General features: G+C 70.9%; 20 protein-coding genes. 7 read left to right on the top strand and 13 right to left on the bottom strand.

What is annotated here, in order from left to right:
- Positions 1-21 precede the first annotated feature (21 nt).
- Entirely contained in the window at positions 22-927 is a 906-nt protein-coding gene (locus J8403_RS35720) for an MBL fold metallo-hydrolase (RefSeq protein WP_211126762.1), read from the top strand.
- Between the two features lie 15 nt (positions 928-942).
- Here J8403_RS35720 and J8403_RS35715 read toward each other — a convergent pair whose 3' ends face one another.
- Genes J8403_RS35715 through J8403_RS35695 form a run of 5 tightly spaced genes read right to left on the bottom strand, consistent with a single transcriptional unit; the run spans position 943 to position 7,377 of the window.
- Positions 943-1,584, bottom strand: a complete 642-nt coding sequence (locus J8403_RS35715) for a sarcosine oxidase subunit gamma (RefSeq protein WP_211126761.1) — start codon at positions 1,582-1,584, stop codon at positions 943-945.
- Positions 1,577-4,489, bottom strand: coding sequence for a sarcosine oxidase subunit alpha family protein (locus J8403_RS35710; protein ID WP_211126760.1), 2,913 nt, complete (start codon positions 4,487-4,489; stop codon positions 1,577-1,579). Before J8403_RS35710 ends, J8403_RS35715 begins: the two co-directional genes overlap by 8 nt.
- The gene (locus J8403_RS35705) at positions 4,486-4,782 is read right to left on the bottom strand and encodes a sarcosine oxidase subunit delta (RefSeq protein WP_211126759.1); all 297 of its coding nucleotides are present in this window, start codon (positions 4,780-4,782) and stop codon (positions 4,486-4,488) included. The genes J8403_RS35710 and J8403_RS35705 overlap by 4 nt, the downstream gene beginning before the upstream one ends.
- 10 nt (positions 4,783-4,792) lie before the next feature.
- A complete protein-coding gene (locus J8403_RS35700) occupies positions 4,793-6,013 on the bottom strand; it encodes a sarcosine oxidase subunit beta family protein (protein ID WP_211126758.1) in 1,221 nt (406 codons plus the stop codon).
- Entirely contained in the window at positions 6,010-7,377 is a 1,368-nt protein-coding gene (locus J8403_RS35695; protein ID WP_211126757.1) for a serine hydroxymethyltransferase, read from the bottom strand. Before J8403_RS35695 ends, J8403_RS35700 begins: the two co-directional genes overlap by 4 nt.
- 106 nt (positions 7,378-7,483) lie before the next feature.
- Here J8403_RS35695 and J8403_RS35690 point away from each other — a divergent pair, with 106 nt between their 5' ends.
- The 5 genes from J8403_RS35690 (at position 7,484) to J8403_RS35670 (ending at position 14,660) form a co-directional block, all read left to right on the top strand.
- Entirely contained in the window at positions 7,484-8,152 is a 669-nt protein-coding gene (locus tag J8403_RS35690) for a GntR family transcriptional regulator (RefSeq protein WP_211126756.1), read from the top strand.
- 340 nt (positions 8,153-8,492) lie between these two features.
- Positions 8,493-9,524, top strand: coding sequence for a chitinase (locus tag J8403_RS44470; RefSeq protein WP_211126755.1), 1,032 nt, complete (start codon positions 8,493-8,495; stop codon positions 9,522-9,524).
- 15 nt (positions 9,525-9,539) lie between these two features.
- Positions 9,540-11,306: a coagulation factor 5/8 type domain-containing protein gene (locus J8403_RS35680; protein WP_211126754.1), complete on the top strand. Its 1,767-nt coding sequence runs from the start codon at positions 9,540-9,542 to the stop codon at positions 11,304-11,306.
- A 171-nt stretch (positions 11,307-11,477) separates the two neighbouring features.
- Positions 11,478-12,701 (top strand): glycoside hydrolase family 88 protein, encoded by a 1,224-nt coding sequence (locus J8403_RS35675; protein ID WP_211126753.1) that lies wholly within the window; start codon positions 11,478-11,480, stop codon positions 12,699-12,701.
- Positions 12,702-12,782: 81 nt separating this feature from the next.
- The gene (locus tag J8403_RS35670) at positions 12,783-14,660 is read left to right on the top strand and encodes a propionyl-CoA synthetase (RefSeq protein ID WP_211126752.1); all 1,878 of its coding nucleotides are present in this window, start codon (positions 12,783-12,785) and stop codon (positions 14,658-14,660) included.
- A gap of 6 nt (positions 14,661-14,666) precedes the next feature.
- Here the strand turns inward: J8403_RS35670 and J8403_RS35665 are convergent, their stop codons facing one another.
- The 3 genes from J8403_RS35665 to J8403_RS35655 form a co-directional block, all read right to left on the bottom strand.
- On the bottom strand, positions 14,667-15,509 hold the full coding sequence (locus J8403_RS35665) for an alpha/beta fold hydrolase (RefSeq protein ID WP_211126751.1): 843 nt from the start codon (positions 15,507-15,509) through the stop codon (positions 14,667-14,669).
- A gap of 166 nt (positions 15,510-15,675) precedes the next feature.
- Positions 15,676-16,434, bottom strand: coding sequence for an SDR family NAD(P)-dependent oxidoreductase (locus J8403_RS35660; RefSeq protein WP_246586147.1), 759 nt, complete (start codon positions 16,432-16,434; stop codon positions 15,676-15,678).
- Positions 16,435-16,615: 181 nt separating this feature from the next.
- Positions 16,616-17,293: a TMEM175 family protein gene (locus J8403_RS35655; protein ID WP_211126750.1), complete on the bottom strand. Its 678-nt coding sequence runs from the start codon at positions 17,291-17,293 to the stop codon at positions 16,616-16,618.
- 183 nt (positions 17,294-17,476) lie between these two features.
- Here J8403_RS35655 and J8403_RS35650 point away from each other — a divergent pair, with 183 nt between their 5' ends.
- Positions 17,477-18,193, top strand: a complete 717-nt coding sequence (locus tag J8403_RS35650; RefSeq protein ID WP_211126749.1) for a GntR family transcriptional regulator — start codon at positions 17,477-17,479, stop codon at positions 18,191-18,193.
- Positions 18,194-18,292: 99 nt separating this feature from the next.
- Here the strand turns inward: J8403_RS35650 and J8403_RS35645 are convergent, their stop codons facing one another.
- Genes J8403_RS35645 through J8403_RS35625 form a run of 5 tightly spaced genes read right to left on the bottom strand, consistent with a single transcriptional unit; the run spans position 18,293 to position 24,190 of the window.
- Positions 18,293-19,837 carry a sugar ABC transporter ATP-binding protein gene (locus tag J8403_RS35645; RefSeq protein WP_211126748.1) on the bottom strand — a complete coding sequence of 515 codons (1,545 nt, stop codon included), beginning with the start codon at positions 19,835-19,837 and terminating at the stop codon, positions 18,293-18,295.
- Positions 19,834-20,910: an ABC transporter permease gene (locus J8403_RS35640; RefSeq protein ID WP_211126747.1), complete on the bottom strand. Its 1,077-nt coding sequence runs from the start codon at positions 20,908-20,910 to the stop codon at positions 19,834-19,836. The genes J8403_RS35645 and J8403_RS35640 overlap by 4 nt, the downstream gene beginning before the upstream one ends.
- Entirely contained in the window at positions 20,907-21,986 is a 1,080-nt protein-coding gene (locus tag J8403_RS35635; protein ID WP_211126746.1) for an ABC transporter permease, read from the bottom strand. The genes J8403_RS35640 and J8403_RS35635 overlap by 4 nt, the downstream gene beginning before the upstream one ends.
- On the bottom strand, positions 21,983-23,071 hold the full coding sequence (locus J8403_RS35630; protein ID WP_211126745.1) for a mandelate racemase/muconate lactonizing enzyme family protein: 1,089 nt from the start codon (positions 23,069-23,071) through the stop codon (positions 21,983-21,985). Before J8403_RS35630 ends, J8403_RS35635 begins: the two co-directional genes overlap by 4 nt.
- A 51-nt stretch (positions 23,072-23,122) precedes the next feature.
- A complete protein-coding gene (locus J8403_RS35625) occupies positions 23,123-24,190 on the bottom strand; it encodes a sugar ABC transporter substrate-binding protein (RefSeq protein ID WP_425519915.1) in 1,068 nt (355 codons plus the stop codon).
- Between the last annotated feature and the right edge of the window lie 57 nt (positions 24,191-24,247).

The following is a 24,247-nucleotide window of genomic DNA, read 5'->3' as shown; positions in this document are numbered from 1 at the left end:
AGACCGAGGAAACGACGGACCATGCACACAGCACACAGCGCCGACATCCCCTTCTGGACCGTGGGCGACCTCACCGTCCACCGCATCGACGAGGTGCTCCTGCCGCCGCAGACCGGGCCGTGGCTGCTGCCCGACGCCACCACGGACGTGGTCACGCGACAGGACTGGCTGCGCCCGGACTTCGCCGACCAGGAGGGCATCCTGCGCCTGGACAGCCACAGCTTCGCCTTCGAGGTGAGCGGGCTGAAGGTGCTCGTCGACACCGGCATCGGCAACGGCAAGACACGGGCCAACCCCGCCTGGCACGATCTGCGCACCGACTATCCGGAGCGTCTGGCCGCCGCCGGATTCCCCCCGGAATCCATCGACTTGGTGATCCTCACCCATCTGCACACCGACCACGTCGGCTGGAACACCCACGAGGTGGACGGCTCATGGGTGCCCACCTTCCCCGGTGCGCGCTATCTCACCTCCCGCGCCGAACGGGAGTTCTGGGCGGACTACGACATGGACGAGCCGCGCGCGCAGATGTTCCGTGACTCCGTGACCCCGATCGAGGAAGCGGGACTGCTCGATCTGGTCGACGTCCCGGCCGAGGGCACCGAGGTCGCTCCCGGGCTGCGGCTGATCCCCACGCCCGGCCACACCCCCGGCCATATCGCCCTCCAGCTGACCAGCCGGGACCGGACGGCGCTGATCACCGGGGACTGCATCCACCACCCCGTCCAGCTCGCCCACCCCGCCATCGGCTCATGCGTCGACATCGCTCCCGAGCAGTCCGAGGCCACCCGCCGCGCACTCCTCGGCGCCCTCGCCGACACGGACACGCTCCTGCTCGGCACCCACTTCCCGCCGCCCACCGCCGGCCGTGTGATCACCCACGAGAACACCTACCGGCTCTCTCCCGTACACCCGGACGCGCGGTGACCACGGGCCAGGCCATCAGGGCAGCTCCGGCCCGCGGTACTCGCCCATCGCGTCGATGAGCCAGCGCGCCAGATAGTCGGCGAACGAGGAACGGGGGAACAGCCGGTACGTCGGGGCGCCGTCGACCTGCCAGAGCAGCACCGCGACGGGCCCCACCGTGGTCGACACCGCGTGGCCGGGGCCGAAGGCCCGGGGGTGGAGGTCCAGCGGGGAGCCCTTCTCCAGCACCTGCCGGGCGGCCGGGCCGCTCAGCTCCAGCGTGGTGCGGTTCGCCGAGACGTCCACGACCGAGCCCGGATCCGCTCCGAGCGCCGCCCGCAACTCGGCGACCACGGCGGTCCCGTCAGTCTGAGAGAGCACGAGCCACTCATCGGGTCCGAGCCAGAGAACCGTGTGAGCGTCCGATGCGGTGGTGTGGCCGCACTGCCGCGGCAGTGGCGCCCCCAGGGACTTCTCGATGCGGACGGCCGCTTCGGAGGCGGGGTCGACGCGCAGGTTCACCATGGTGCCGAACGGCCTCTCGGTCAGCGTGACTCCGCGCGGGCCGGTGACGGTGGCGGCGCGCATCCGCTCCGCCAGCTGTGCCAGGGGGCTGGTGCGCAGCGCCACCGGGCCCGCGCCTCCGCCCGCGCCTGCGGCGTTCGTCGGCTCAGCCATCTCGCCTGGTCCCTTCGGGGTCGTAGAGGACGGTGTCGGCCACCAGCACGGGCACCAGGTCCTCGCCCACCGGGGCGAGGAGGGTCTCGCCGATCCGTGCCCGCCCGTCGGCGACGAGAGCGAGGGCGAAGGGGCGGCCGAGGGCCTGGCTGTGGTAGCTGGAGGTGACGTGGCCGAGCATCGGCACCGGCCCGGCCTCGGGGGTGAGGGACACGTTCGGCGCGATGAGTTGCGTGCCCTCGGGCAGCCGGGTCCGCCGATCGCTCGGCAGCAGGCCGACCAGCTGCTTGCGGTCGGTGCGGGAGGTGTCGGTGCGGGAGTACGAGCGGTTGCCGATGAAGTCCTTGCGCTTCGAGACCACCCAGGACATGCCCGCGTCCTGCGGGGTGACGGTGCCGTCGGTCTCCTGGCCGACGATGATGTAGCCCTTCTCGGCCCGCAGGACGTGCATGGTCTCGGTGCCGTACGGGGTGATGTCGTACGGCCGGCCGATCGCGTACACCTCCTCCCAGACCGCCGGGCCGTACCACCCGGATACGTTGATCTCGTAGGCGAGTTCACCGGAGAAGGAAATCCGGCAGATGCGGGCGGGGATGCCGGAGGCCAGGGTGGTCTCGCGGAAGGCCATGAACGGGAAGCTCTCGTTCGACAGGTCGATCTCGGGCGCGAGATGGGCCACGACCTCGCGCGACTGGGGGCCGACGACCGCGATCGTCGCCCACTGCTCGGTCACCGAGGTGCAGTGGACATCGAGCTCGGGCCATTCGGTCTGCAGCCACTCCTCCAGCCAGTCCAGGACGGCGGCGGCGCCACCGGTCGTGGTGGTCGTGAAGTAGCGGTTCTCGTCGAGGCGCAGCGTCACACCGTCGTCGAAGATCATCCCGTCGGGCTTGCACATCACGCCGTAGCGGGCCATGCCGGGCTTCAGTTTCTTGAAGGCGTTGGTGTAGATCCGGTTGAGGAACTCACCCGCGTCGGCGCCCCAGATCTCGATCTTGCCGAGGGTGGAGGCGTCCATGAACGCCACGCCCTCACGGGCCGCGCGGCACTCGCGGGCCACGGCCGTGTCCATGTCCTCGCCGGGCCGGGGATAGTACCGGGGGCGCTTCCACTGCCCGACGTCCTCGAACACCGCCCCGTGGGCCACGTGCCATAGGTGGATGGAGGTCGTGCGCTCCGGATCGAACAGCTCGCCGCGCTCGCGCCCGGCCAGCGCGGCGAAGGCCACCGGCGCGTACGGCGCCCGGTAGCCCGTGGTGCCGATCCGCCCGGGCGACGCGCCCGCGCCGAGCGCCTCGGCGATCACACCGATGGCGTTGACGTTGGAGGTCTTGCCCTGGTCGTTCGCCGTGCCGAGCGAGGTGTAGCGCTTGATGTGCTCGACGCTGCGCATACCGGCGCCGGTGGACCGCCAGACGTCGGCGACGGTGACATCGCGCTGCGGGTCGACGAAGTGGGTGTCCCAGGTGGCGGGTGCGCTGCCGGGGCCAGGTGGGGGCACCAGCCACAGTGCGCGCACCGGGCCCGCCACGGCCCGGGGCCGCGCGTCGCCGTACGGCGGTTCGGGCGCGGTCACCGGGAACCCGGCGTCCGTCGCGGCCCGCGCACCGGCCCGTGCCCCTTCGGCGAGACAGCCGTCGAGGTCGTACGTCCCCCGGGCCGCGCCGACGATGTGCTGGTCCCGTACGGTGCCGTCGGGGACGAAGGCGACCAGGTCCTCGTCCCAGCGCAGCGTGCCCTGGCGCTGGCTGTGCAGATGCACCACCGGGCTCCAGCCACCCGAGACGGCGAGCAGGTCACAGTCGAACGACTCGCCCTCACCGGTGAGTTGACCCTCGGCGTCGAGGGCTCGAACGGTGACACCGGTGAGCCGGTCCCCGCCCGCGGTGTCCACCACCGCGCTGCCCGCCAGCACCCGCACCCCACTCGCCACGGCCACCTCGGCGGCCCGGCGGGACAGTTCGGGCCGCGCGTCCACGACGGCGGCGATGTCGATCCCGGCGGCGTGGAGATCGGCCACCGTGTCATAGGCGCTGTCATTCGTCGTCGCCACCACGGCCCGTGAACCCGGCGCCACGGCGTATCGGTTGAGGTACGAGCGCACGGCCCCGGCGAGCATCACCCCGGGCCGGTCGTTGCCCGCGAAGACCAGCGGACGCTCGTGGGCGCCGGTGGCCAGCACCACCTGGCGGGCCCGGATGTGCCACAGCCGTTGCCGCGAGACGCCTGCGGACGGCTCGGGAGCGTCGGCGCCGAGGTGGTCGGTGCGCCGCTCCAGGGCCAGTACGTAGTTGTCGTCGTAACTGCCGAACGCCGTGGTGCGCCGCAGGACGACGGCCTCCGGGGCGGCGTCGAGGGCCGCGCACACTTCGGCGACCCACTCCAGGGCGGTCTGCCCGCCGACCCTCTCGGTGCGCCCGGAGAGCAGCGAACCGCCGGGCTCGGGCTGGTCGTCGAGGAGGATCACCCGGGCGCCGGAGCCCGCGGCAGCGGCGGCGGCCGCGAGCCCGGCCGGTCCGGCACCGACCACCAGGACATCGGTGTGGACGTACTTCTTGTCGTAGCCGGCGGGGTCGGGGCTCGGGTCGAGCCGCCCCATCCCGGACAGCGTCGTGGCGGACAGCCCGTCGTACAGCTCTGCCGTCGTGGCGGGCAGCATGCCCTCGGAGCACGGTCCGTCGATCCGCAACAGGGCGTTGGGCTCCTCGACACCCGCGGCGACGATGCCGCGCGGGCGGCCGCGGTAGATCGACGGAGCGGCCTCGACCCGCCCGTTCGCCAGCATCGCCGAGGCGACGGTGTCTCCGGGGTGCCCGGTCATCTCCCGCCCGTCGACGGTGAACCGCAGCACGGTGCCGCGGTCGACGCGGCCGCCGTGCGGCAGCCGGAATCGCTGGTCGGTCATGGGTTCCCTCCGGCCTGGGCGATGTCGGGGCGGGGCTCGTCGAGCCGGTAGGCGGCCAGCACCTCGTAACTCACCGTGTCGCGCAGGACGTTGAACCAGCGGCGGCAGCCGGTGCCGTGCATCCACCGCTCGGCGAAGGGCCCCTTGGGGTTGTCGCGGTAGAAGACGTACGCGGCCCACTCCTCGTCGGTGAGCTCCGCGGGGTTTTTGGGGTAGGGGACATGGGCCTGTCCCCCGTAGTGGTATTCGGTCTCGTCACGAGGACCGCACCATGGGCAACTGATCAGCAGCACGATGTCCTCCTCAGTGGGCCACGGCCGCGGCGCCGTGTTCGTCGATCAGCGCGCCCGTCGTAAACCGTTCGAGGGCGAAGGGGGCGTTCAGCGGATGCGGCTCGCCGGTGGCGATGGTGTGGGCGAAGGTCCAGCCGGCGGCCGGGGTGGCCTTGAACCCGCCGGTGCCCCAGCCGCAGTTGACGTAGAGGTTCTCGACGGGGGTGGTGCCGATGATCGGGGAGGCGTCCGGTGTGACATCGACGATGCCGCCCCAGGTCCGCAGCACATGCGCACGGGCGAAGACGGGGAACAGCTCGACGGCGGCGGCCATCTGCCGCTCGATCACATGGAACGAGCCGCGCTGCCCGTAGCCGTTGTAGGCGTCGACGCCCGCGCCCATCACCAGCTCGCCCTTGTGCGCCTGGGACACGTAGACGTGCACGTGGTTGGACATCACCACGGTGGGGTGCACCGGTTCGTGCAGTTCGGAAACGAGCGCCTGGAGCGGATGGGACTGCACCGGCAGCCGGACGCCGGCCCGCTCGGCCAGCACGCTGCTGTGCCCGGCGGCCGCGAGACCCACCCGGCCGGCGAGGATACGGCCGCGGCTGGTCTCGACTCCCACCACCCGGTCGCCGTCCTTGAGGAAGCCGGTGACCTCGCACCCCTGGATCAGATCCACGCCCAGCTCATCGGCCCGCCGGGCCAGCGCCCAGGCGACGTGGTCGTGCTTGGCGATACCGGCCCGCGGCTGGAAGGTCGCGCCGAGGACCGGATAGCGGGTGCGGGGTGAGACATTGAGGATGGGGCAGACCTTGGCGACCTCGTCCGGCTCCAGCCACTGGGCGTCGACCCCGTTGAGACGGTTGGCGTTGACCCGGCGCACGCCCTCGCGGACGTCCTGGAGGGTGTGGGCGAGGTTGAGGACGCCGCGCTGGCTGAACAGGAAGTCGTAGTCCAGCTCCTCCGGAAGCCGCTCCCACAGCCCCAGCGCGTGCTCGTAGATCGCCGCGCTCTCGTCCCACAGGTAGTTCGAGCGGATGATCGTGGTGTTGCGTGCCATGTTGCCACCGGCCAGCCAGCCCTTCTCCAGGACGGCGACGTTGGTGATGCCGTGGTTCCGGGCGAGGTAGTAGGCGGTGGCCAGGCCGTGGCCTCCCGCGCCGACGATGACGACGTCGTACGAGGAGCGCGGCTCGGGGGTGCGCCAGAGGAAGTCCGGGTGCTCCGGCAGCGGCGTGGCGGTCATGCCGCGTCTCCGTTCGGGCGGGGCGGGTGCGTCGGGTGGGCCGGGTGAGCCGGGTGAGTCGAGTGGTTCAGCCGGGGATAGAGGGGGAACGCGGTGGCGAGCTTTTCCACCCGGTCACGCAGCAGGCCGGTGTGCTCGTCGCCGAGCCGCTCGGCCATCAGGGCCTGCGCGACGATGTCGGCGACCTCCCGGAACTCCGCCGTGCCGAAGCCCCGGGTGGCCAGGGCCGGGGTGCCGATCCGCAGCCCGGAGGAGACCATCGGCGGACGGGGGTCGAACGGCACCGCGTTGCGGTTGACGGTGATGCCGACGCGGTGCAGCCGGTCCTCGGCCTGCTGTCCGTCGAGCGCGGAGGCGCGCAGATCGACCAGGACCAGATGCACCTCGGTGCCGCCGGTCAGCACCGTGATCCCGGCCTCGGCCACATCGTCCGCGAGCAGCCGTCCGGCGAGGATGCGGGCGCCGTCCAGGGTGCGCCGCTGGCGCTCCGCGAAGTCCTCGCCCGCCGCCACCTTGAAGGCCACCGCCTTGGCCGCGATGACATGCTCCAGCGGGCCGCCCTGCTGTCCCGGGAAGACCGCCGAGTTGATCTTCTTGGCCAGGTCGGCCCGGCTGAGGATCACCCCGCCGCGCGGGCCGCCGAGGGTCTTGTGCGTGGTGGTCGTCACGACATCGGCGTACGGCACCGGGCTCGGGTGGAGGCCCGCGGCCACCAGCCCGGCGAAGTGCGCCATGTCCACCATCAGATACGCGCCCACCGCATCGGCGATCCGCCGGAACGCGGCGAAGTCCAGCCGGCGGGGGTAGGCCGACCAGCCGGCGACGATCATCTTGGGCCGGTGGGCGAGCGCCAGCCGCTCGACCTCGTCCATGTCGATGCGCAGATCGGACTCGCGCACGTGGTACGGCACGACGTTGTACAGCTTGCCGGAGAAGTTGATGCGCATGCCGTGGGTCAGATGCCCGCCGTGCGCGAGGTCGAGGCCGAGGATCGTGTCGCCGGGCCGCAGCAGCGCGAACATCGCGGCCGCGTTGGCCTGCGCGCCCGAATGCGGCTGGACGTTCGCCGCCTCGGCGCCGAACAGCTCCTTCACTCGGGCGATGGCCAACCGCTCGATGACGTCGACGTGTTCACAGCCGCCGTAGTAGCGACGGCCCGGGTAGCCCTCGGCGTACTTGTTGGTCAGGACCGAGCCCTGGGCCTCCATGACGGCGGCCGGGGCGAAGTTCTCCGAGGCGATCATCTCGAGGGTCGACCGCTGCCGGTGCAGCTCGGCGTCGACCGCGGCGGCGACCTCCGGATCGAGCTCGCTGAGCGGGACGGAGTGAGGGGTGGTGACCTGGGTGGGCGGGTTCGCTGCCATGTGCGCACCATCCTGGGAGGCGAACTACTGGACCACTGATCGGCAACTGATATATCAGCCTCTGCGGTAAGGTATGGGAGCTCGCCGGACAGGTCAAGGGGGTCTCATGCGGAACGTGGCGACCGAGCCCGGGGACGGCGAGGAGCTGTCCCTCGCCGAGCGCGCCTACCGCGCCGTCCGGGACCGTCTGGTCATGCTCGAGATCCGCCCGGGCGCGCCGATCAACGAGGACCAGCTGGCACAGTCCCTCGGCGTCGGGCGGACACCGGTGCGCGAGGCGCTCAAGCGGCTCCAGTACGAGCGCCTGATCACCACCTACCCCCGGCGCGGCACCTTCGCCACCGAGGTCAACATCACCGACCTGGCCTATATCTCGGAGGTGCGCCAGGAGCTGGAGCCGCTGGCCGCCGCCCGGGCCGCTCGGCGCGCCACCGCCACCGACCGTGCGACGCTGACGGCCCTACGGCGGGAGCTGGAGAGCGTGGATCCGCACCGGCACGCCGCCGCCGACCTCATGCACCTGGATCTGCAGGTCCACCGCGCCATCTACGCCGCCACGCACAACCCGTACTTGGAGGACACCCTCGTCCGCCACGACAATCTGGCCACGCGCATCTGGTGCCTGTTCATCGACCGCCTGTCCGACGTGGCCGGCCACGTCGGAGAGCACGGACCGCTGATCGACGCGATCGTCGCCGGTGACCCCGACAAGGCGGCACAGCTCGCCGGCAACCATGTCGAGGGCTTCGAACGGGCCATCCGCGCGGCCATCTGAGACGCCGACTCCCCGGCCGCCGCGGACGTGCGCCCGGCCCCGCCGCGCCGCGCCCCGGCCGTCACGGCGAGCACTCTCATGACGGTGCGGGCCGGCAGTCCCCACCACAGCTGAGGTGTTTCACCGACGCAACGCGTCGCGCGAGTTCGCTGCTTGAAGGCACGTCACTTCATTGGTGCGGACCTATTGACGGGACGCGTTCAACTCCCGAAATATATGGGCCGAGAGTCCGGCCGTGACCTTCCGGCCGAAAACCGCATGTCGCGGGCTGCGGCGGCGCCTGTCCGACGGACATGCCACTGCCGGGGCCCGTCCGCGTCTGAGGAAGGCATCCCCCCACATGAACGACCGCGAAGAATGCACCGCCCAGGACCGCGCACACCGCCGCCGCCGGCGGCGGACCGCCCTGGCCGTGGCCGCCGTGGCCGCCGTCGCGAGCACGACCGCGGCCGCCTGGGCCGCGAGCCCCGGTCAGGCCCCCACAGCGGCATCCGCCGCACCCGCCGCCGTGGCCCCCTACCTGTACAACGGATGGGGCAACCCGCCGGACCCGGGTGAGGTGATGGACGCCACCGGCGTCAGCTGGTTCACCCTCGCCTTCGTCCTCGACTCGGGCAACTGCTCCCCGCAGTGGGACGGCAGCCGCCCGCTGACCGGCGGGGCCGACGAGCAGACCGTGAAGGCCATACGGGCCAAGGGCGGCGATGTCGTGCCGTCCTTCGGCGGCGCGAGCGGCGCCAAGCTGGAGCAGTCCTGCGGCGACGCGAAGGCCCTGGCCGGGGCCTACCAGAAGGTCATCGACGCCTACGGTCTCAAGGCCATCGACATCGACATCGAGGGCGATGCCTACAACGACCCGGCCGTCCAGCAGAAGACCATCGACGCCCTGAAGCAGGTGAAGGCCGACAACCCGGGGCTGCTCACCTACGTCACCTTCCCCAGCGATCAGAACGGCCCCGACGACAGCATGATCCGCCGGGCCGCCGAGTCCGACTTCGAGGCCGACAGCTGGACCATCATGCCGTTCGACTTCGGCGGCGAGGGCCAGAACATGGGCGAGCTGACCAAGCAGGCCACCGACGGTCTGAAGAACGCCGTCAAGGGCGCCTACGGCTACAGCGACGACGACGCCTACCGGCACAGCGGCCTGTCCTCGATGAACGGCATCACCGACGTCAACGAGACCGTCTCCACCGACGACTTCGAGACGATCCTGGACTACGCCTCCCAGCACCACCTCTCGCGGCTCTCCTTCTGGTCCGTCAACCGGGACCGCCCCTGCCCCGGCGCCTACCCGAACGACGACACCTGCTCCGGGGTCGCCCAGGAGCCCTGGCAGTTCACCGGAATATTCGCCCGGTACCAGGGCTGAGGGAGACACACCACCATGACGAACGACACCACCAGGCGCGGGCGTCGGGGACGCCGCCGCATCGCCGGCTGGACCGCCGCGTTCGCCGCGCTGGCCGGTGCCGCCGCGGCGGCGCTGACCGTACCGGCGGCGCACGGCGCGGACGCCGAACCGGACTTCGGTCCCAATGTGCAGGTCTTCGACCCGTCCATGTCCGCCCAGGACATCCAGGGCAAGCTCGACTCGGTCTTCGGCGAGCAGGAGAAGAACCAGTTCGGCCAGGCCCGGCACGCCCTGCTGTTCAAGCCCGGCTCCTACGACGTCAAGGCCAACGTCGGCTTCTACACGCAGGTGGCGGGCCTGGGCCTGTCGCCCGACGACACCACCATCAACGGCCAGGTGCACGCCGAGGCCGACTGGTTCGACGGCAACGCCACGCAGAACTTCTGGCGGGACGCCGAGAACCTGGCCGTCAACCCGGATGGTGGCGCGGACCGTTGGGCCGTATCGCAGGCCGCCCCGTACCGCCGCATGCATCTGAAGGGCGATCTGCAGCTGGACGACGGCGGCTGGTCCAGCGGCGGTCTGCTGGCCGACACCAAGGTCGACGGGCAGGTGAAGTCCGGATCGCAGCAGCAGTGGCTCTCCCGCAACACCGAATGGGGCGGCTGGACCGGCTCCAACTGGAACATGGTGTTCGTCGGCGCGCAGAACGCCCCGGCCGGCAACTTCCCCAAGCCGCCGTACACCCGGGTCGACAAGACACCCGTGTCCCGTGAGAAGCCCTTCCTGTACGTCGACGACGACGGCGCCTACAAGGTGTTCGCGCCGGACGTGCGCAAGGACTCGACGGGCACGTCCTGGTCCTCCGGTGCGCCGAAGGGCACATCGATCCCGCTGGACGACTTCTTCATCGTCAAGCCGGGTGACACGGCCGAGGAGATGAACGCGGCGCTGGATGCGGGCAAGCACCTGCTCGTCACCCCTGGTGTCTACCACCTGGACGCGCCGCTGAAGGTGACCCGGCCCGACACCGTCGTGCTGGGCCTGGGACTGGCCACGCTGATCCCCGACAACGGGGTCTCGGCGATGACGGTGGCCGATGTCGACGGCGTCAAGCTCGCCGGCCTGCTCATCGACGCGGGCAGCGAGAACTCCGAGACGCTGATGGAGGTCGGCCCCAAGGACTCCTCCGCGAGCCACGCCGACAACCCCACGTCGCTGCACGATGTGTTCTTCCGGGTCGGCGGCGCGGGCGTGGGCAAGGCGTCCACCAGCCTGGTGGTCAACAGCTCGAACGTGATCGGCGACCACACCTGGATCTGGCGCGCCGACCACGGTGACGGCGTTGGCTGGGACTCCAACACGGCCGACCAGGGGCTCGTCGTCAACGGCGACGACGTGACCATGTACGGCCTGTTCGTGGAGCACTACCAGAAGCACCAGACCACCTGGAACGGCGAGGGCGGCCGCACGTACTTCTACCAGAACGAGATGCCCTACGACCCGCCGAACCAGGACGCCTGGATGAACGGCTCCACCAAGGGATACGCCGCCTACAAGGTGGCCGACTCGGTCAAGCGCCATGAGGCGTGGGGCCTGGGCAGCTACTGCTTCTTCAACACCAACAAGTCCGTCACCGCCGAGCACGCCTTCGAGGTTCCCCAGACCCCGGATGTGACGTTCCATGACATGGTCACCGTCTCGCTCGGCGGCACCGGCACGATCAATCACGTCATCAACGGCACGGGAGGCCCGTCGGACGGGGGCAGCAACGTCGCGAACGTGGTCGACTACCCCTGATCCCCCGGCTTCCCCGACGCACTCCACCAGCTCCACCAGCTCCACCAGTTTGACCAGTTCCACCGGTTCGCCTGTGGGGCGCGGGTACCACGCCCGCGCCCCACAGGCGGCTGAGCACACGTACGGACCGCAACTCGTTGTCGGATTCCCCTTCGTGAAGGACGGGCACTGATGAGCGTTTCCCGGCGAGCCCTGCTGACCACCGCGGCCGGTACGGCGGTGGCGGCCACCTCGATCGCTCCCCCGGCGCAGGCCGCGCAGAAGGTTCCCGGCCATGCCGCCGCCACGCTCGACGCGACGGCGGACTACGCGGTGGCCAAGCTGCGCGCGGTGGCACCGGGGGTGAGTGGCTTTCCGGTCGGTACGAAGTTCGAGAAGTGGACGTACTCCCAAAACGGCGACTGGGTCGGCGGGTTCTGGCCCGGCACCCTGTGGATGGCCTGGCTCCACAGCGGCGAGGAGCGGTTCCGCACCCTGGCGCTCGCCTCCGCGGAGAAGCTCGCCCCGCGCCAGGATGACACCGGCACCCACGACCTCGGATTCCTCTTCTACCCCTCGTGGGTCACCGCGTGGCGGCTCACCGGCGACGACAAGTGGCGGACGGGCGCGATCCGGGCCGCCTCCTCGCTGATCCGGCGGTACAACCCGAAGGGCCGTTTCATCCGGGCCTGGGGAGCGCTGAACGATCCGTCGAACGCGGGCCGGGTCATCATGGACACGATGATGAACCTCGATCTACTGGCATTCGCGAGCAGCCAGACCGGAGACCGCACGTACCTCGACATCGCCGTGGAACACGCGAGAACCACCCAGCGGAACTTCCCCCGCCCGGACGGCTCGACCCCGCATGTCTACGACTTCGACCCGGCCTCCGGCGCGCCCCTGGGCCCGGGCACCGTACAGGGCTACAGCCCGGCCTCCTGCTGGTCGCGCGGGCAGGCATGGGGGATCTACGGATTCACCACGATCTACCGCCGGACCGGCCGGCGGGAATTCCTCACCACCGCGCGGAAGCTCGCCGACTTCGCCCTGGGCGCGCTGAGCCCGGACCATGTGCCGGTGTGGGACTATCTCGCGCCGCAGGCGCCGCACGACATCAAGGACGCGTCCGCGGGGGCGGTGATGGCCTGTGGTCTGCTCGACCTGTCGCGGGCGACCGGCGAACCGCGCTACCGCGAGGAGGCGCTGAAGCTGCTCACCGCGCTGTCGGAGACCTGTCTGACCAGGAAGTCGACCCGCGCCGACGCGGTCGTGGCGCGCTGCACCCGCAATCGGCCGAGCGAGGACGGCGTCGAGATCTCGCTCCCGTACGCCGACTACTACCTGCTCGAAGGCATCCTGCGGGTGCTGCGGCCCGATGACATCGACCGGGCCATCGACCTGTCCACGGTCTGACACACCGACGGGGCTGGCCGCCGCCCGGTCGATGGGCCACACTGCTCACAGTTCCAAGGCCGAGCGACGCAAGGGGCGCTGATGGGCGCGTACGACGAGACTTACCACCGCAGCCTCGAGGATGTCGAAGGGTTCTGGCTGGACGCGGCGGCGGCGATCGACTGGACCCGGCCACCGACCCAGGCCCTGGACGACTCCCGTGCGCCGCTGCTGCGGTGGTTCCCCGACGGTGAACTCAACACCTCGTACAACGCGTTGGACCGGCATGTCGAGAACGGCCACGGCGACCGGACCGCACTGATCTACGACTCCCCGGTGACCGGTGCGGTCCGGCGCTTCAGCTACGCCGAGCTGCGTGATGAGGTCGCGCTCTTCGCCGGGGCGCTGCGCTCGCTGGGTGTGGGCAAGGGCGACCGGGTCATCGTCTATATGCCGATGGTGCCCGAGGCGGTCATCGCCATGCTGGCCTGCGCCAGGATCGGCGCGGTGCACTCGGTGGTCTTCGGCGGCTTCGCGCCCAAGGAGCTGGCCGCCCGTATCGAGGACGCCGAACCGGCCGTGATCGTCGCGGCGTCCTGCGGGATCGAGCCGACGCGGGTCGTGGAGTACCAGCCCATCGTGGAGGCGGCGCTCGGCCTGACCACCCATCAGCCGGACAAGGTCGTCATCCTGCAGCGCGACCGGGCGCGCGCGGAGCTCGGCGGGGTGTACGTGGACTGGGCGGAGCTCGTCGCCCGCGCCGAGCCGGTCGGCCCGGTCCCGGTGGCGGCGACCGACCCGCTGTATGTGCTGTACACCTCCGGGACCACCGGCAGGCCGAAGGGCGTCGTCCGCGACAACGGCGGCCACGCGGTCGCGCTGGCGTGGTCAATGGCCGCGATCTACGACATCGGGCCGGGCGACGTGTGGTGGACCGCGTCCGACGTCGGCTGGGTGGTCGGGCACTCCTACATCGTCTACGCGCCGCTGCTGATCGGTGCGACCACCGTGCTGTACGAGGGCAAGCCGGTGGGCACCCCGGATGCCGGGGCGTTCTGGCGGGTGATCAGCGACCACGGGGTGAAGGCGCTGTTCACCGCGCCCACGGCGCTGCGGGCGATCAAGAGGCTGGACTCGGAGGCCTTCGAGCCGAAGAAGTACGATCTGTCCTCGTTCCGCACCCTCTTCCTGGCCGGGGAGCGGCTCGACCCCGAGACCTACCACTGGGCGCACCAGCACCTCGGCACACCGGTCATCGACCATTGGTGGCAGACCGAGACCGGCTGGCCGATCGCCGCGAACCTCCACGGGCTGGAGCCGATGCCGGTCAAGCCCGGGTCGGCCACGGTGCCGGTTCCCGGCTGGGATGTGCGCGTCCTGGACCAGGGCGGTGCCGAGCTGCCCGCGGGCCAGGAGGGCGTGATCGCGATCCGGCTTCCGCTGCCTCCCGGTGCGCTTCCCACGCTGTGGGGTGACGACCAGCGGTTCATCGAGGCGTATCTGTCCCGGTACGAGGGCTACTACCTGACCGGTGACTCGGGGTACCGCGACGCGGACGGCTATCTGTTCGTCATGGGCCGCACCGACGACGTGATCAACGTCGCGGGGCACCGCTTGTCCACCGGTGCGATGGAAGCGGTGCTCGCGGCGCACCCGGCCGTCGCGGAGTGTGCGGTGATCGGGGTGCACGACGAGCTGAAGGGCCAACTGCCGCGGGGCTTCGTGGTGCTCAAGGCGGGCGCCGACATCCGGGACGAAGACCTGCGCGAGGAGCTGGTCGCGGCGGTCCGCCGGGAGATCGGCCCGGTGGCCGCGTTCCGGGCCGTCTCGGTCGTGGAGGCGCTGCCCAAGACCCGGTCGGGGAAGATCCTGCGCAAGACGATGCGCGGAATCGCCGACGGGCGCGACGAGCCGGTGCCGTCGACGATCGAGGACCCGTCGGTGCTGGACGCGCTGCGGCCGGTGCTGCGCCCCGAGTGAAGTCGATCAGCGACCGGACGTGTGGTCACCGGCCTCCGCCGCCCCGATGAACTCGGTGAGGACGGCCGTGTACTCCTGGGGGTGGGTGACATGCGGGATATGCCCCGCCCCCTCGAAGCTCCGGCGCTGTGCCCGCGGCAGGGCCGCGGCCAGCCGCTCCAGGACCATCGAGAACCAGCTGGGGCTCGTGCTGCCGCGGCTCAGCAGTACCGGCATCGTGCAGGCGGAGAGCCGGTCCAGGTCCAGTAGGGCCCAGGACGGGTCGGACTGTTCGTCCAGCCAGGTCCGGGCGTGGGCCACGAACATCGCGCGCACCGGACCGGTCAGCCGGCCCCAGCTGCCGGGGCCCAGGGCCACCTCCTCCACGAACAGGCGTGCGCCCCGCTCGGTCTCCGCCCGGCGGAGGTGGTCCACCACGGCTTCGATGGAGGCCATGGTCGGCCGCAGCTGTGCCATGGCCTCCGCGTCGTCGGCCACGACCCCGACCAGTGGTGGCTCGTGCACCGCGATGCTGCGGAACAGCTCGGGCCGGCGGGTGGCCAGGCCGAGGATGATCGACGCGCCGAAGGAGACCCCGGCGACATGCGCGGGGGCGTGGCCGAGCCCTTCGATCAGCGCGGCGAGGTCGTCCTCGTCCTGCCTCCGGGTGCCCTGACCCGGCACCTCTTCGCTCCGGCCGTGGCCGCGGCGGTCGTAGGAGACCACGGTGAAGGACGCGGAGAGGTCGGCCTCGATCGCGGACCGCCAGCTCGTGTGGTCGTTCCACGAAGCGTGGACGAGTACGAGCGGTGTGCCGTCACCGACCGCCTGGTAGTGGAGATTCACGCCGGCGGCGCGTACCTGGGGCATGCCCTGCCTCCTCGGAGGGGTGAGGGCGGCGCGTCGCGAGCGCCGCCAGGCAGGTCTTTATCAGCACCGTCCGCGGCTCGCTCGCCGCCGCGCCGGGGCCGTACGCCAGGGCACGGTCCGCGCCGCCCTCGCCGTCCGGCCCCGCGCACGGTCGACCGGACGGGCCTCAGAGGTTCTGTCCGCCGGAGACCTCGATGTCCTGGGCGGTGATCCAGCGGCCTTCCTCGCCGACCAGGGTGGCGATCACCATGCCGATGTCGTCGGGTTCACCGATCCGCCCGAGTGCGAAGGTGCGCGCCAGGTCCGGGATGATCTCCGGGTGCCGCTCGAAGGCATCGTCGGCGAAGCGGGTGCGGGTGGCGCCGGGTGCGACGGAGTTGACGCGGATGCCCCGGGCGCTGAACTCCTTGGCCATGTAGCGGGTCAGTACCGTCAGGGCGCCCTTCACGGACGCGTAGACGGAGTACCCGGGCGCCGTCACGGCCGGCCGGGTGGAGTTGCTGGTGGTGTTGACGATCGCCCCGCCGTCGGCCATCAGCGGCAGCAGCGCCTGGGTGAGGAAGAACGGCCCCTTGAACAGGCCACGGGTGAGCGCGTCGAAGAACTCCTCGGTGGTCTCCTCGATCATCGAATTCCCCGCGAAACCCGCGTTGTTGACGAGGTGGTCGAAGGTGTCGCGCTGCCAGGTGGTGCGCAGCGCCTCGGCCACGGCGTCGCGGAACGCGGGAAAGCCGGCCGTGTCGCCGATGTCCAGAGGCAGGGCCACGGCGGTGCCGCCCCGCTTCTCGATCTCGGCGACGGCGTCCTGGGCGCCCTGCTGGTTGGAGCTGTAGGTGAGGATGACCCCGGCGCCCCGTTCGGCGATCTGGATCGCCGCGCTGCGGCCGATACCGGAGCTGGCGCCCGTGACCACGGCTACCTTCATGATGTGCCTCCTGCGCACGCGGTGGAGCACGCGATCTCCACGCGGAATGTGACACTTCCAGGTAAGCGGCCGGCGTCACACCGGCGAAAGAAAGATCCTCCCGCGTCCTTGCCCAATCCTGCCGCGCTGCCCGACAGCGACGCTCAGATGCGCCGGTAGCGGCCCCGCGGCCATGCCGAGGTCAGGCGGCGGCCTCACCGGACGTGTCCCGGCTCCCCGGCAGCCCTTCGCTGGTGGTGAAGTAGAAGACGGGGAGCAGGATGAACGCGGCCAGGGCGGCCAGCGGCGTGACGAGGACGCCCAGGACTCCGGCGAGCGCGTAGGCCAGCGCTCCGATCCACGAGCGAAGGGAGCCGTGGCGTACATACGTGGGCTCGATGGTCTCCTCCAGGAGCTCGGGGCGCCGGCGCAGGTGGTCGTAGAGGGCCGCCCAGCTCAGACACATCACGGCGGCGAGGGCCGCGTAGAGCGCCACGGCCACCTTCGCGTCCGTGCCCCAGGCGTCGGCCCGCAGTTCGGTGGCGACGACCTCGGTGGGAAAGGCCAGCGCCGCCGTGGTGAAGAGCAAGAAGAAGTTCGCCGCGTGCAGGCCCCGGTCCATGCTGCGGATCCGCAGGAAGCACCGGTGGTGGTTGAGCCAGATCACCGCGATGTAGCTGAAGGACGCGGCGTATCCCAGATAGGCGGGCCACTGGCGGGCCAGTGCGTGTCCCAGGCCGCCGGGCGGATGTGCGGGGGTGGTCAGGCCGAGCACCAGGATGGTCAGTGCGATCGCGAGGACCGCGTCACTGAACGCTTCGGCACGAGCCGTGTCCGACAGAGCGAAACGCTGGGCGGGCAGGCGGAAACGGGGCGGCATGCGAGGCTCCTTGTCCCGACTTCCCCCAGACCGTCACATATGACACATAACCGACTATATCGGGTTCCGCTTCGCCGCAGCTCAGCACCGGGTGGGACGGACTCGGCTCACCCCTGAACCGCGTCCCTCACCTGGGTAAACTGTTGCTGTCCCGACAAGCCCCGAAGAGCACCAGGAGGCCGGATGCCGCCGCACGACACCTCCGCGCTCGGGGCACCGCGCGACGGGCACGGCCGCGACCTGTCCCCCGCCCGCCAGGCCCTGTCGGACAGCGTCTACGAGAACATCAAGGCCATGGTCATGGACCATGAGATCACCCCCGGCGCGCGCGTCAGCATCGAGGCCCTGGCCCGCGCCCTGAGCGTCTCACCGACCCCCATCCGGGAGGCGCTGGCCCGGCTGGAGTCCGATGGCCTGGTGGTGAAGAGGCCGCTCTCGGGGTACCGCACCACCGAGCTGCTGACCCGGCAGGGGCTCGAGGAGCTCTTCGAGATGCGGCAGTTGCTGGAGCCGAGGGCGGCCGCGCTCGCCGCGGGCAACGCCAGTGAGGCTCAGCTCGACGGCATCGAGCGGATCGCGGAGGAGATGCAGTCCCATTCGGGGACTGCCGGGCGCTATGCGGCCTACCGCGACTTCGCCGCCCTCGACCAGCGCTTCCATGACGCGATCGCGCAGGCGTCCGGGCGGCCGCTGCTCGCGGACGCGGTGGAGCGGCTCCATTCCCATCTGCACATCTTCCGGCTCAGCAGTGTTCTCGACGCCGAGGACCCGACCCTCGCCGAGCACCAGCGTGTGCTGCACGCGGTATTGCGCCGCAACCCCGACCGCGCGGCCGAGGCGATGGCGGAGCACCTCGCCCGCAGCCTCCGGCGCCAGCTCAGCCAGGACGATAAGTCCTGACCGCGCGGCGTCCTGACGGCACGGCGTCCTGACCGCACGGCGTCCTGACCGCACGGCGTACGGCATCGGACCGGCCGGGGCGGGGTCATCGCGGCCCGGTCACGCCTCCACCGCCCGGGGGTGCACGGCCGAGGTCGCGCGGTCGTGGATGATGCGGATGATGCGGCCGCTCATCCGCTCGTAGTCGCGGTCGTTGTCCACCTCACCGCGGATCCGGTGGTCGGCCATCACGGCCACCCGGTCCGCGAGCGTGATCATCTCCGCGAGGTCGCTGCTGATCAGCAGGATGGGCAGGCCACCGCGGGCCAGTTCCCAGATGAGTTCGTGGAAGGCGTGCTTGGTGCGCACATCGACCCCGACGGTCGGCTCGTCGACGATGAGCAGCCGGGTGTCCGCCGCCAGCCACTTCGCCAGGCTCACCTTCTGCTGGTTGCCGCCGGACAGCTCACCGGCGTTCTGCCCCAGTCCGGAGATGCGGATGCCGAGACGTTCGACGAGGTCGTGGGCGACCTCCCGCTCCTCGCGCGCGGAGATGAACCCGAGCGTCTTCGCCAGCCTCTTCCACACCGTCACCGTGATGTTCCGGGCGATGGGCTGCTCCAGGAAGACCCCTTCCTCCTTGCGGTTCTCGGTGAGGTAGCCGATGCCGAAGCGGTGCAGGGCCTCCCGGGGAGAGGTGATGCGCACCGGCTCGCCGTGCACCCGGATCTCGCCGCCGGTCACGCGGTCGAGGCCGAGCATGGCCTTGACCAGTTCGCTGCGCCCCGCGCCGACCAGGCCGTACAGACCGACGATCTCGCCGGGCCGGACGTCCAGGCTGATGTCCCGGTGCCCGGCGGCGGTGGAGACGCCGTCGAACGAGAGCACCGGCGCCGCGGAGGTGTCCGCCTCCCGCGGCCGCATCTCGGTGGCCGAGTGGGCCCGGCCCACCATGAGCCCGACCACGTCGTCGTGGGTGTGGTCGGCGAGTGGCGAGGATTCGAGCACGGACCTGCCGTCGCGCAGCACGGTGACGGTGTCGCAGATGGCGAACACCTCCTCCAGTTTGTGACTGACGAAGACGACACACGTCCCCCGGGCCTTCAGCCGCCGGACGACCTCGAACAGCCGCTCCGCCTCCTGCGGGGAGAGGGACGCGGTCGGCTCGTCCAGGAGCAGCACCCGGCTCTCGGTGTACAGGGCCTTCGCGATCTCCACCAACTGCTGTTGTGCCACGGACAGTTCACGGACCGGCTGGTCCGGGTCAAGGTCCAGACCCAGCTCACCGAGGCATCTCAGCGCGGGGGCGGTCATGGCCGCGCGGTCGATCAGACCGCGGTGCGAGGGAGGGCTCTGCAGCGTGATGTTCTCGGCCACCGAGAAGCCCGGGATCAGATTGCGCTCCTGGTGCACCACGCCGATACCGGTGCGGGTGGCCTCCTGCGGCGAGCGCAGGTGAACTTCGTCGCCGCACCAGGTCAGGCGGCCGCCGTTGGGCGTGTGCACCCCGGTGATGACCTTGATGAGGGTGGACTTTCCGGCGCCGTTCTCGCCGAGCAGTGCGTGGATGGACCCCTCGGTCAGGCGCAGTCCGACGCCGTCCAGGGCCCGTACGCCGGGGAAGACCTTGACGATGGCGTGGCATTCGAGAAGGACGTTGCTCATCCGGAACCTCCCGGGTGCGGCAGGACGGCGGTCGGTCGCGCCTCACTCGGCGGTGGTGCGGGCGGTACGCGGCCGCGCGAACCACCCCGCTTCGCCAGCTGGGTCTGGTGGATCCGGCCGCCGACCACCGTGCCGAGCACGACCACGCCGATGAGGAAGTTCACCCAGCTCGGGTCGAGTGAGAACTGCGCGCGTGCGGCGTCGATGAGCCGCATCACGAAGGCCGCCAGCACCGTGCCGAGCACGGCGACCGACCCTCCGGTGAGCGCCACGCCGCCGATGATGGGGGCCGCGAAGCTGGGCAGCAGCCAGTCGCCGCCGACACTGCGGTTGACTCCGGGCAGCGACGCCGTCGCGGTCAGGGCCGCCACGCCGATCAAGAGCCCGGACAGGGTGTGGGCGAGCACGATCTGCCGGTCGGTGGAGATGCCCGAGAGCCGGGCCGCCAGCGGGTTGCCACCGGCCGCCAGCAGCCGCCGGCCGGCAGTGCCGCGGTACAGGAAGGCGGCGAGCAGGGCCGCGGCGGCCAGGGCCGTGACGAACACCAGCGGGACGTTCAGCGGGGCCGCCCTGCCGAGGTCCTTCAGGCCCGCGGAGTATCCGTCGACGGTGCGCGTGCCCACCAGCCAGTACTGCGCTCCCTGGAGGATGGTCATCGTCCCGAGGGTGACGATAAAACCGTTGATCTTCGTCGCCACGATGCACAGGCCCGTCACCAGGCCGATGGCGGTGGCCGCCAGCACACCGGCCGCCACCGCCACCACGGCGGGCACACCCTGGTCCGCCATCAGGACACCCATCAGGCAGGCGGTGAAGCCACCGAGCGCGCCGACCGCGAGATTGAGCTGTCCGACGCACAGCGCGACCATCTGGGCCAGCCCGATGAGGACGGGGGTGGCCAGGTACCGCAGGAAGGTCCGCACCGACGGGCCCTCGAGGAACGAGCCGGAGGAGGCCAACCCCAGGGCGAGGTAGCCGGCGAGGACCACGCACAGCAGGGTCATCGTCGTGGAGCGGGAGAAGCGGCGCAGGATCGCGGCGCCCCGCTCTCCCCGTTCGCGGATCGTGTTCATGTGGAGCGCACCACCTTGCGATGGGCCACCACGGTGCGCACCCGGTCGGCCGAGAGGGCCAGCAGGAGTACACAGCCGAGGTAGATGTTCAGGCTTTCCAGACCGACGCCGAGCAGATCGAGTCCCTTGCGGATGACGCCGACCAGGGACGTGCCCAGCAGGGCGCCCAGTACGGAGACGACACCGCCGGTGAGCAGGGTGCCGCCGAGCACCGAGCCGAGGAAGGACGGCAGCATGAAGTCGTCCCCGATGGAGGCGCGGAACGTGCCGGTGCCGACGGCGGCCATGAAACCGGCGAGCGCGGCGAGCAGCCCCGAGAGCGTGTGCGCCAGGATGAGCCGGCGGCCGGTAGGAATGCCGGACAGCTCGGCCGCCGCGGGGTTCGCGCCGGTGAGCAGCAGCTCCCGGCCGATGCGGGTGCGGGCGTAGAGGAAACCGAGGCCGACCAGTGCCAGGACGGTGAACTGCGCCAGCTGCGGGATGACCGGGGATCCGCACACGGGCCCGACGCAGATGTCGGCCAGCGAGTACGAGCGCAGTTCCGCGAGCCCGGACGGCTTGCTGGTGAAGGCGGCGTTCTCGGTCAGGGCCGAGTAGAGCAGGGAGACGAGTCCCAGCAGCGCGAAGTCCATCGCCAGGGTCACCACGAAGGAACTCACCCCGGTACGGGTGATGATCCAGCCGGTCAGCGCGCCGATGGCGGCCCCGGCCAGCAGGCACAGCAGCAGGCCGAGTGGCAGTGGCAGGTCCAGCCGGTCGTAGCCGAATCCCGCGAACAGGGCGCCGAAGGCGGCCATCCGCCCGACGGCCAGGTTCATATGCCCGACCGAGAGGACGACCATCTGGGCGAGCGCCACCACCGTCAGCGTCGAGACGTCCCGCATCAGCGGGAACAGCACGAGCCGTGCATCGAGGAACGCCGGCTGCAACGCGCCGAACAGGGCACCGAGGCCGATGACGAGCACCAGCAGCCCGAGCCGCTGGTTGACCCAGAACGGCAGCCGGTGCACCGGACGCGGCGGCGTGGCCCCGGCGGAGCCGGTGTCGGTGCCCGGCGGGAGGACGGGCGTCGTCATGCCACCCTCCGGTCGTCGATGGCGTCCATGTCCCAGTCGATGCCGATCCCCGGAACGTCGGGCGCCACGGCCCGCCCGTCGCGGATCGTCAGCTCGCCGCGGGTGACCGCCCGCAGCTGCGGGATGTACTCGACGAACCTGCCGTTGGGCACCGCGGCCACGAGGCTGACGTGCAGTTCCATCAGGAAGTGCGGGCACACCATGACGTTGTGGCTCTCCGCCGTGTGGGCGACCTTGAGCCACGGTGTGATCCCGCCGATGCGGGCGGCGTCGACCTGCACGATGGAGGCGGCGCCCGTCTCCAGATAGGTGCGGAACTGCTGGGGCGAGTACAGGGACTCGCCGACGGCGACGGGAATCCGTGTGGCACGGGCCAGCCGGGCGTGGCCGCTGATGTCGTCCGCCGGCAGGGGCTCCTCGATCCAGTACGGGTCGTAGGGCTCCAGCGCGGCCGCCAGCTGGAGGGCCGAGGACATCGTCTGCGACTGGTTGGCGTCGGTCATGATGTGCAGCGAGGGGCCGACGGCCTCTCGTACGGCGCGCAGGCGCTCGGCGTCCTCGGCGGCATGCGGCTTGCCCACCTTGATCTTGACACCGTCCCACCCGGCCTTCTGGGCCCGCAGCGCACCCTTCACCAGGTCGTCGGCGCTCAGATGGAGCCAGCCGCCCTCGGTGTCGTAGACCGGGACGTCCTGGCGGTGGCCGCCGGCCAGCCGCCACAGCGGCTCGCCCGCGCGCTTGCAGCGCACGTCCCACAGCGCGGTGTCGACGGCGGCGAGCGCGAGCGAGGTGATGGCTCCGGTGGTGGTGGCGCGGGTCAGGGCGAACAGCCGCTGCCACAGCGCCTCGACGTTGCGCGCGTCCTGCCCGATGAGGGCGGGCAGCAGATGGTCCCGCAGCAGGGCCAGTACGGAGGTTCCGCCGGTGCCGATGGTGTAGGCGTAGCCGGTCCCCGTGCTGCCGTCCACCGTGGTGATGTCGACCAGGACCGTCTCCTGTTTGACGAAGGACTGCACCGCGTCGGTGCGGTCCGTCTCCACGGCGATGTCGGCCAGCTTGGCCGTGGCGGTCGTGATGATGCTCATCTCGTGATGCCCGGTTTCTCTAGAGCGTTCCGCGGTACGGGGGCGGCGGGATCAGCCGCACGCCAGGACGTCGTCGGCGAACTGCTTCTTCAGCCGGTCCGTCTTCGCCCTCCGGGCACGGTCGTAGGTCGTGACGTTCTTCTTCGTGACGACGAACGAGCCGGAGTCGACGGACTGGCCGGGCGTGCGCATGGTGCACTGCTTGGTCTGCAGCAGCGCGAGCGCCCACGCCCCGACCTTCGCCTGTCCCACCGGGTTCTGCACGACGGTGGCGGTGACCGTGCCCTGCCTGATCGAGCTGAGGATCTTGGCGTCGTCGTCGATGGCGACGACCTTCGCCCGCGAACCGGAGCTCCTGACCGCGTCGGCGGCGGCGACGGCCGGGTTGTAGGCGGTGGAGACGATGCCCTGGATCTGCTTGCCCTTGGCCGTCAGCAGATCGGACACCGCCTTCTGCGCGGTCTGCAGGTCCTTGTCGATGTCGGTGACGGTCTGCAGCAGCTTCGCCTTGCCGCCCGACTCCTTGACGGCCCTGGCCACGCCCTTGATCCGCAGCTGGGTGTTGGCGTCCACGTTGTTGCCCGTCAGATGGACGATCGTGCCCTTGCCGCCCATCGCGTCGATGGCGGCCTTGGCCGCCTTGTACGCGGCCAGTTCGACATCCGTGGAGAGGCAGAAGTCGGCCTCGTTCCTGCCCGCCGGACAGGAGCCGAGCGAGGCCACGGCGAGGCCCTGCGACTTCAGGTCGGCGAATGTGGTGTTGATGTCGGTGGGCGAGACCCCGAAGACACCGAACGCGTTGTAGCCGCGCGCGGCGAGCGTGGACAGCAGGTTGTTCTGCTTCTGCTGGTCCCACTCCGCCGTCTCGTCGAACGTCACGCCCCCGAGCCGGTACGTCTTCTTCGCGTCGGCGCCGGCGGACTTCCAGGGCTGGAAGTACGGGTGCGCCCCGCCGGGCACGAGTGCGACCTTGGTGGCCGACCCGTCCGCGAGCACGGCCGAGCCACCACCCGCCCGCGCGGACGCGGGGCCCTGCCCGGCCGTCGGCTCACCCGAGTTCTTGAGCGTGCAGGCCGCCGAACCCGCGGCCAGCACCACGACGGCGACCACTCCCGGCAGTACAGATCCAGTCCGGAGACCCACCTCCGCACCCCCACGAATCAAATAGGAAATTGA

Source organism: Streptomyces yatensis (assembly GCF_018069625.1).
GTDB classification, from domain to species: Bacteria; Actinomycetota; Actinomycetes; order Streptomycetales; family Streptomycetaceae; genus Streptomyces; species Streptomyces yatensis.
Note: the sequence above shows the minus strand (reverse complement) of the source record. Positions and strands in the feature narration are given on the sequence as shown.

Excerpts from the sequence above, each read along its gene's own strand:
- J8403_RS35640 (WP_211126747.1), bottom strand. The coding sequence starts at position 20,910 with ATGAACACGATCCGCGAACGGGGAGAGCGGGGCGCCGCGATCCTGCGC.
- J8403_RS35665 (WP_211126751.1), bottom strand. The coding sequence starts at position 15,509 with ATGCCCCAGGTACGCGCCGCCGGCGTGAATCTCCACTACCAGGCGGTC.
- J8403_RS35645 (WP_211126748.1), bottom strand. The coding sequence starts at position 19,837 with ATGAGCAACGTCCTTCTCGAATGCCACGCCATCGTCAAGGTCTTCCCC.
- J8403_RS35670 (WP_211126752.1), top strand. The coding sequence starts at position 12,783 with ATGGGCGCGTACGACGAGACTTACCACCGCAGCCTCGAGGATGTCGAA.
- J8403_RS35720 (WP_211126762.1), top strand. The coding sequence starts at position 22 with ATGCACACAGCACACAGCGCCGACATCCCCTTCTGGACCGTGGGCGAC.
- J8403_RS35695 (WP_211126757.1), bottom strand. The coding sequence starts at position 7,377 with ATGGCAGCGAACCCGCCCACCCAGGTCACCACCCCTCACTCCGTCCCG.
- J8403_RS35630 (WP_211126745.1), bottom strand. The coding sequence starts at position 23,071 with ATGAGCATCATCACGACCGCCACGGCCAAGCTGGCCGACATCGCCGTG.
- J8403_RS35650 (WP_211126749.1), top strand. The coding sequence starts at position 17,477 with ATGCCGCCGCACGACACCTCCGCGCTCGGGGCACCGCGCGACGGGCAC.
- J8403_RS35635 (WP_211126746.1), bottom strand. The coding sequence starts at position 21,986 with ATGACGACGCCCGTCCTCCCGCCGGGCACCGACACCGGCTCCGCCGGG.
- J8403_RS35680 (WP_211126754.1), top strand. The coding sequence starts at position 9,540 with ATGACGAACGACACCACCAGGCGCGGGCGTCGGGGACGCCGCCGCATC.
- J8403_RS35715 (WP_211126761.1), bottom strand. The coding sequence starts at position 1,584 with ATGGCTGAGCCGACGAACGCCGCAGGCGCGGGCGGAGGCGCGGGCCCG.
- J8403_RS44470 (WP_211126755.1), top strand. The coding sequence starts at position 8,493 with ATGAACGACCGCGAAGAATGCACCGCCCAGGACCGCGCACACCGCCGC.
- J8403_RS35710 (WP_211126760.1), bottom strand. The coding sequence starts at position 4,489 with ATGACCGACCAGCGATTCCGGCTGCCGCACGGCGGCCGCGTCGACCGC.
- J8403_RS35700 (WP_211126758.1), bottom strand. The coding sequence starts at position 6,013 with ATGACCGCCACGCCGCTGCCGGAGCACCCGGACTTCCTCTGGCGCACC.
- J8403_RS35675 (WP_211126753.1), top strand. The coding sequence starts at position 11,478 with ATGAGCGTTTCCCGGCGAGCCCTGCTGACCACCGCGGCCGGTACGGCG.
- J8403_RS35660 (WP_246586147.1), bottom strand. The coding sequence starts at position 16,434 with ATGAAGGTAGCCGTGGTCACGGGCGCCAGCTCCGGTATCGGCCGCAGC.
- J8403_RS35690 (WP_211126756.1), top strand. The coding sequence starts at position 7,484 with ATGCGGAACGTGGCGACCGAGCCCGGGGACGGCGAGGAGCTGTCCCTC.
- J8403_RS35655 (WP_211126750.1), bottom strand. The coding sequence starts at position 17,293 with ATGCCGCCCCGTTTCCGCCTGCCCGCCCAGCGTTTCGCTCTGTCGGAC.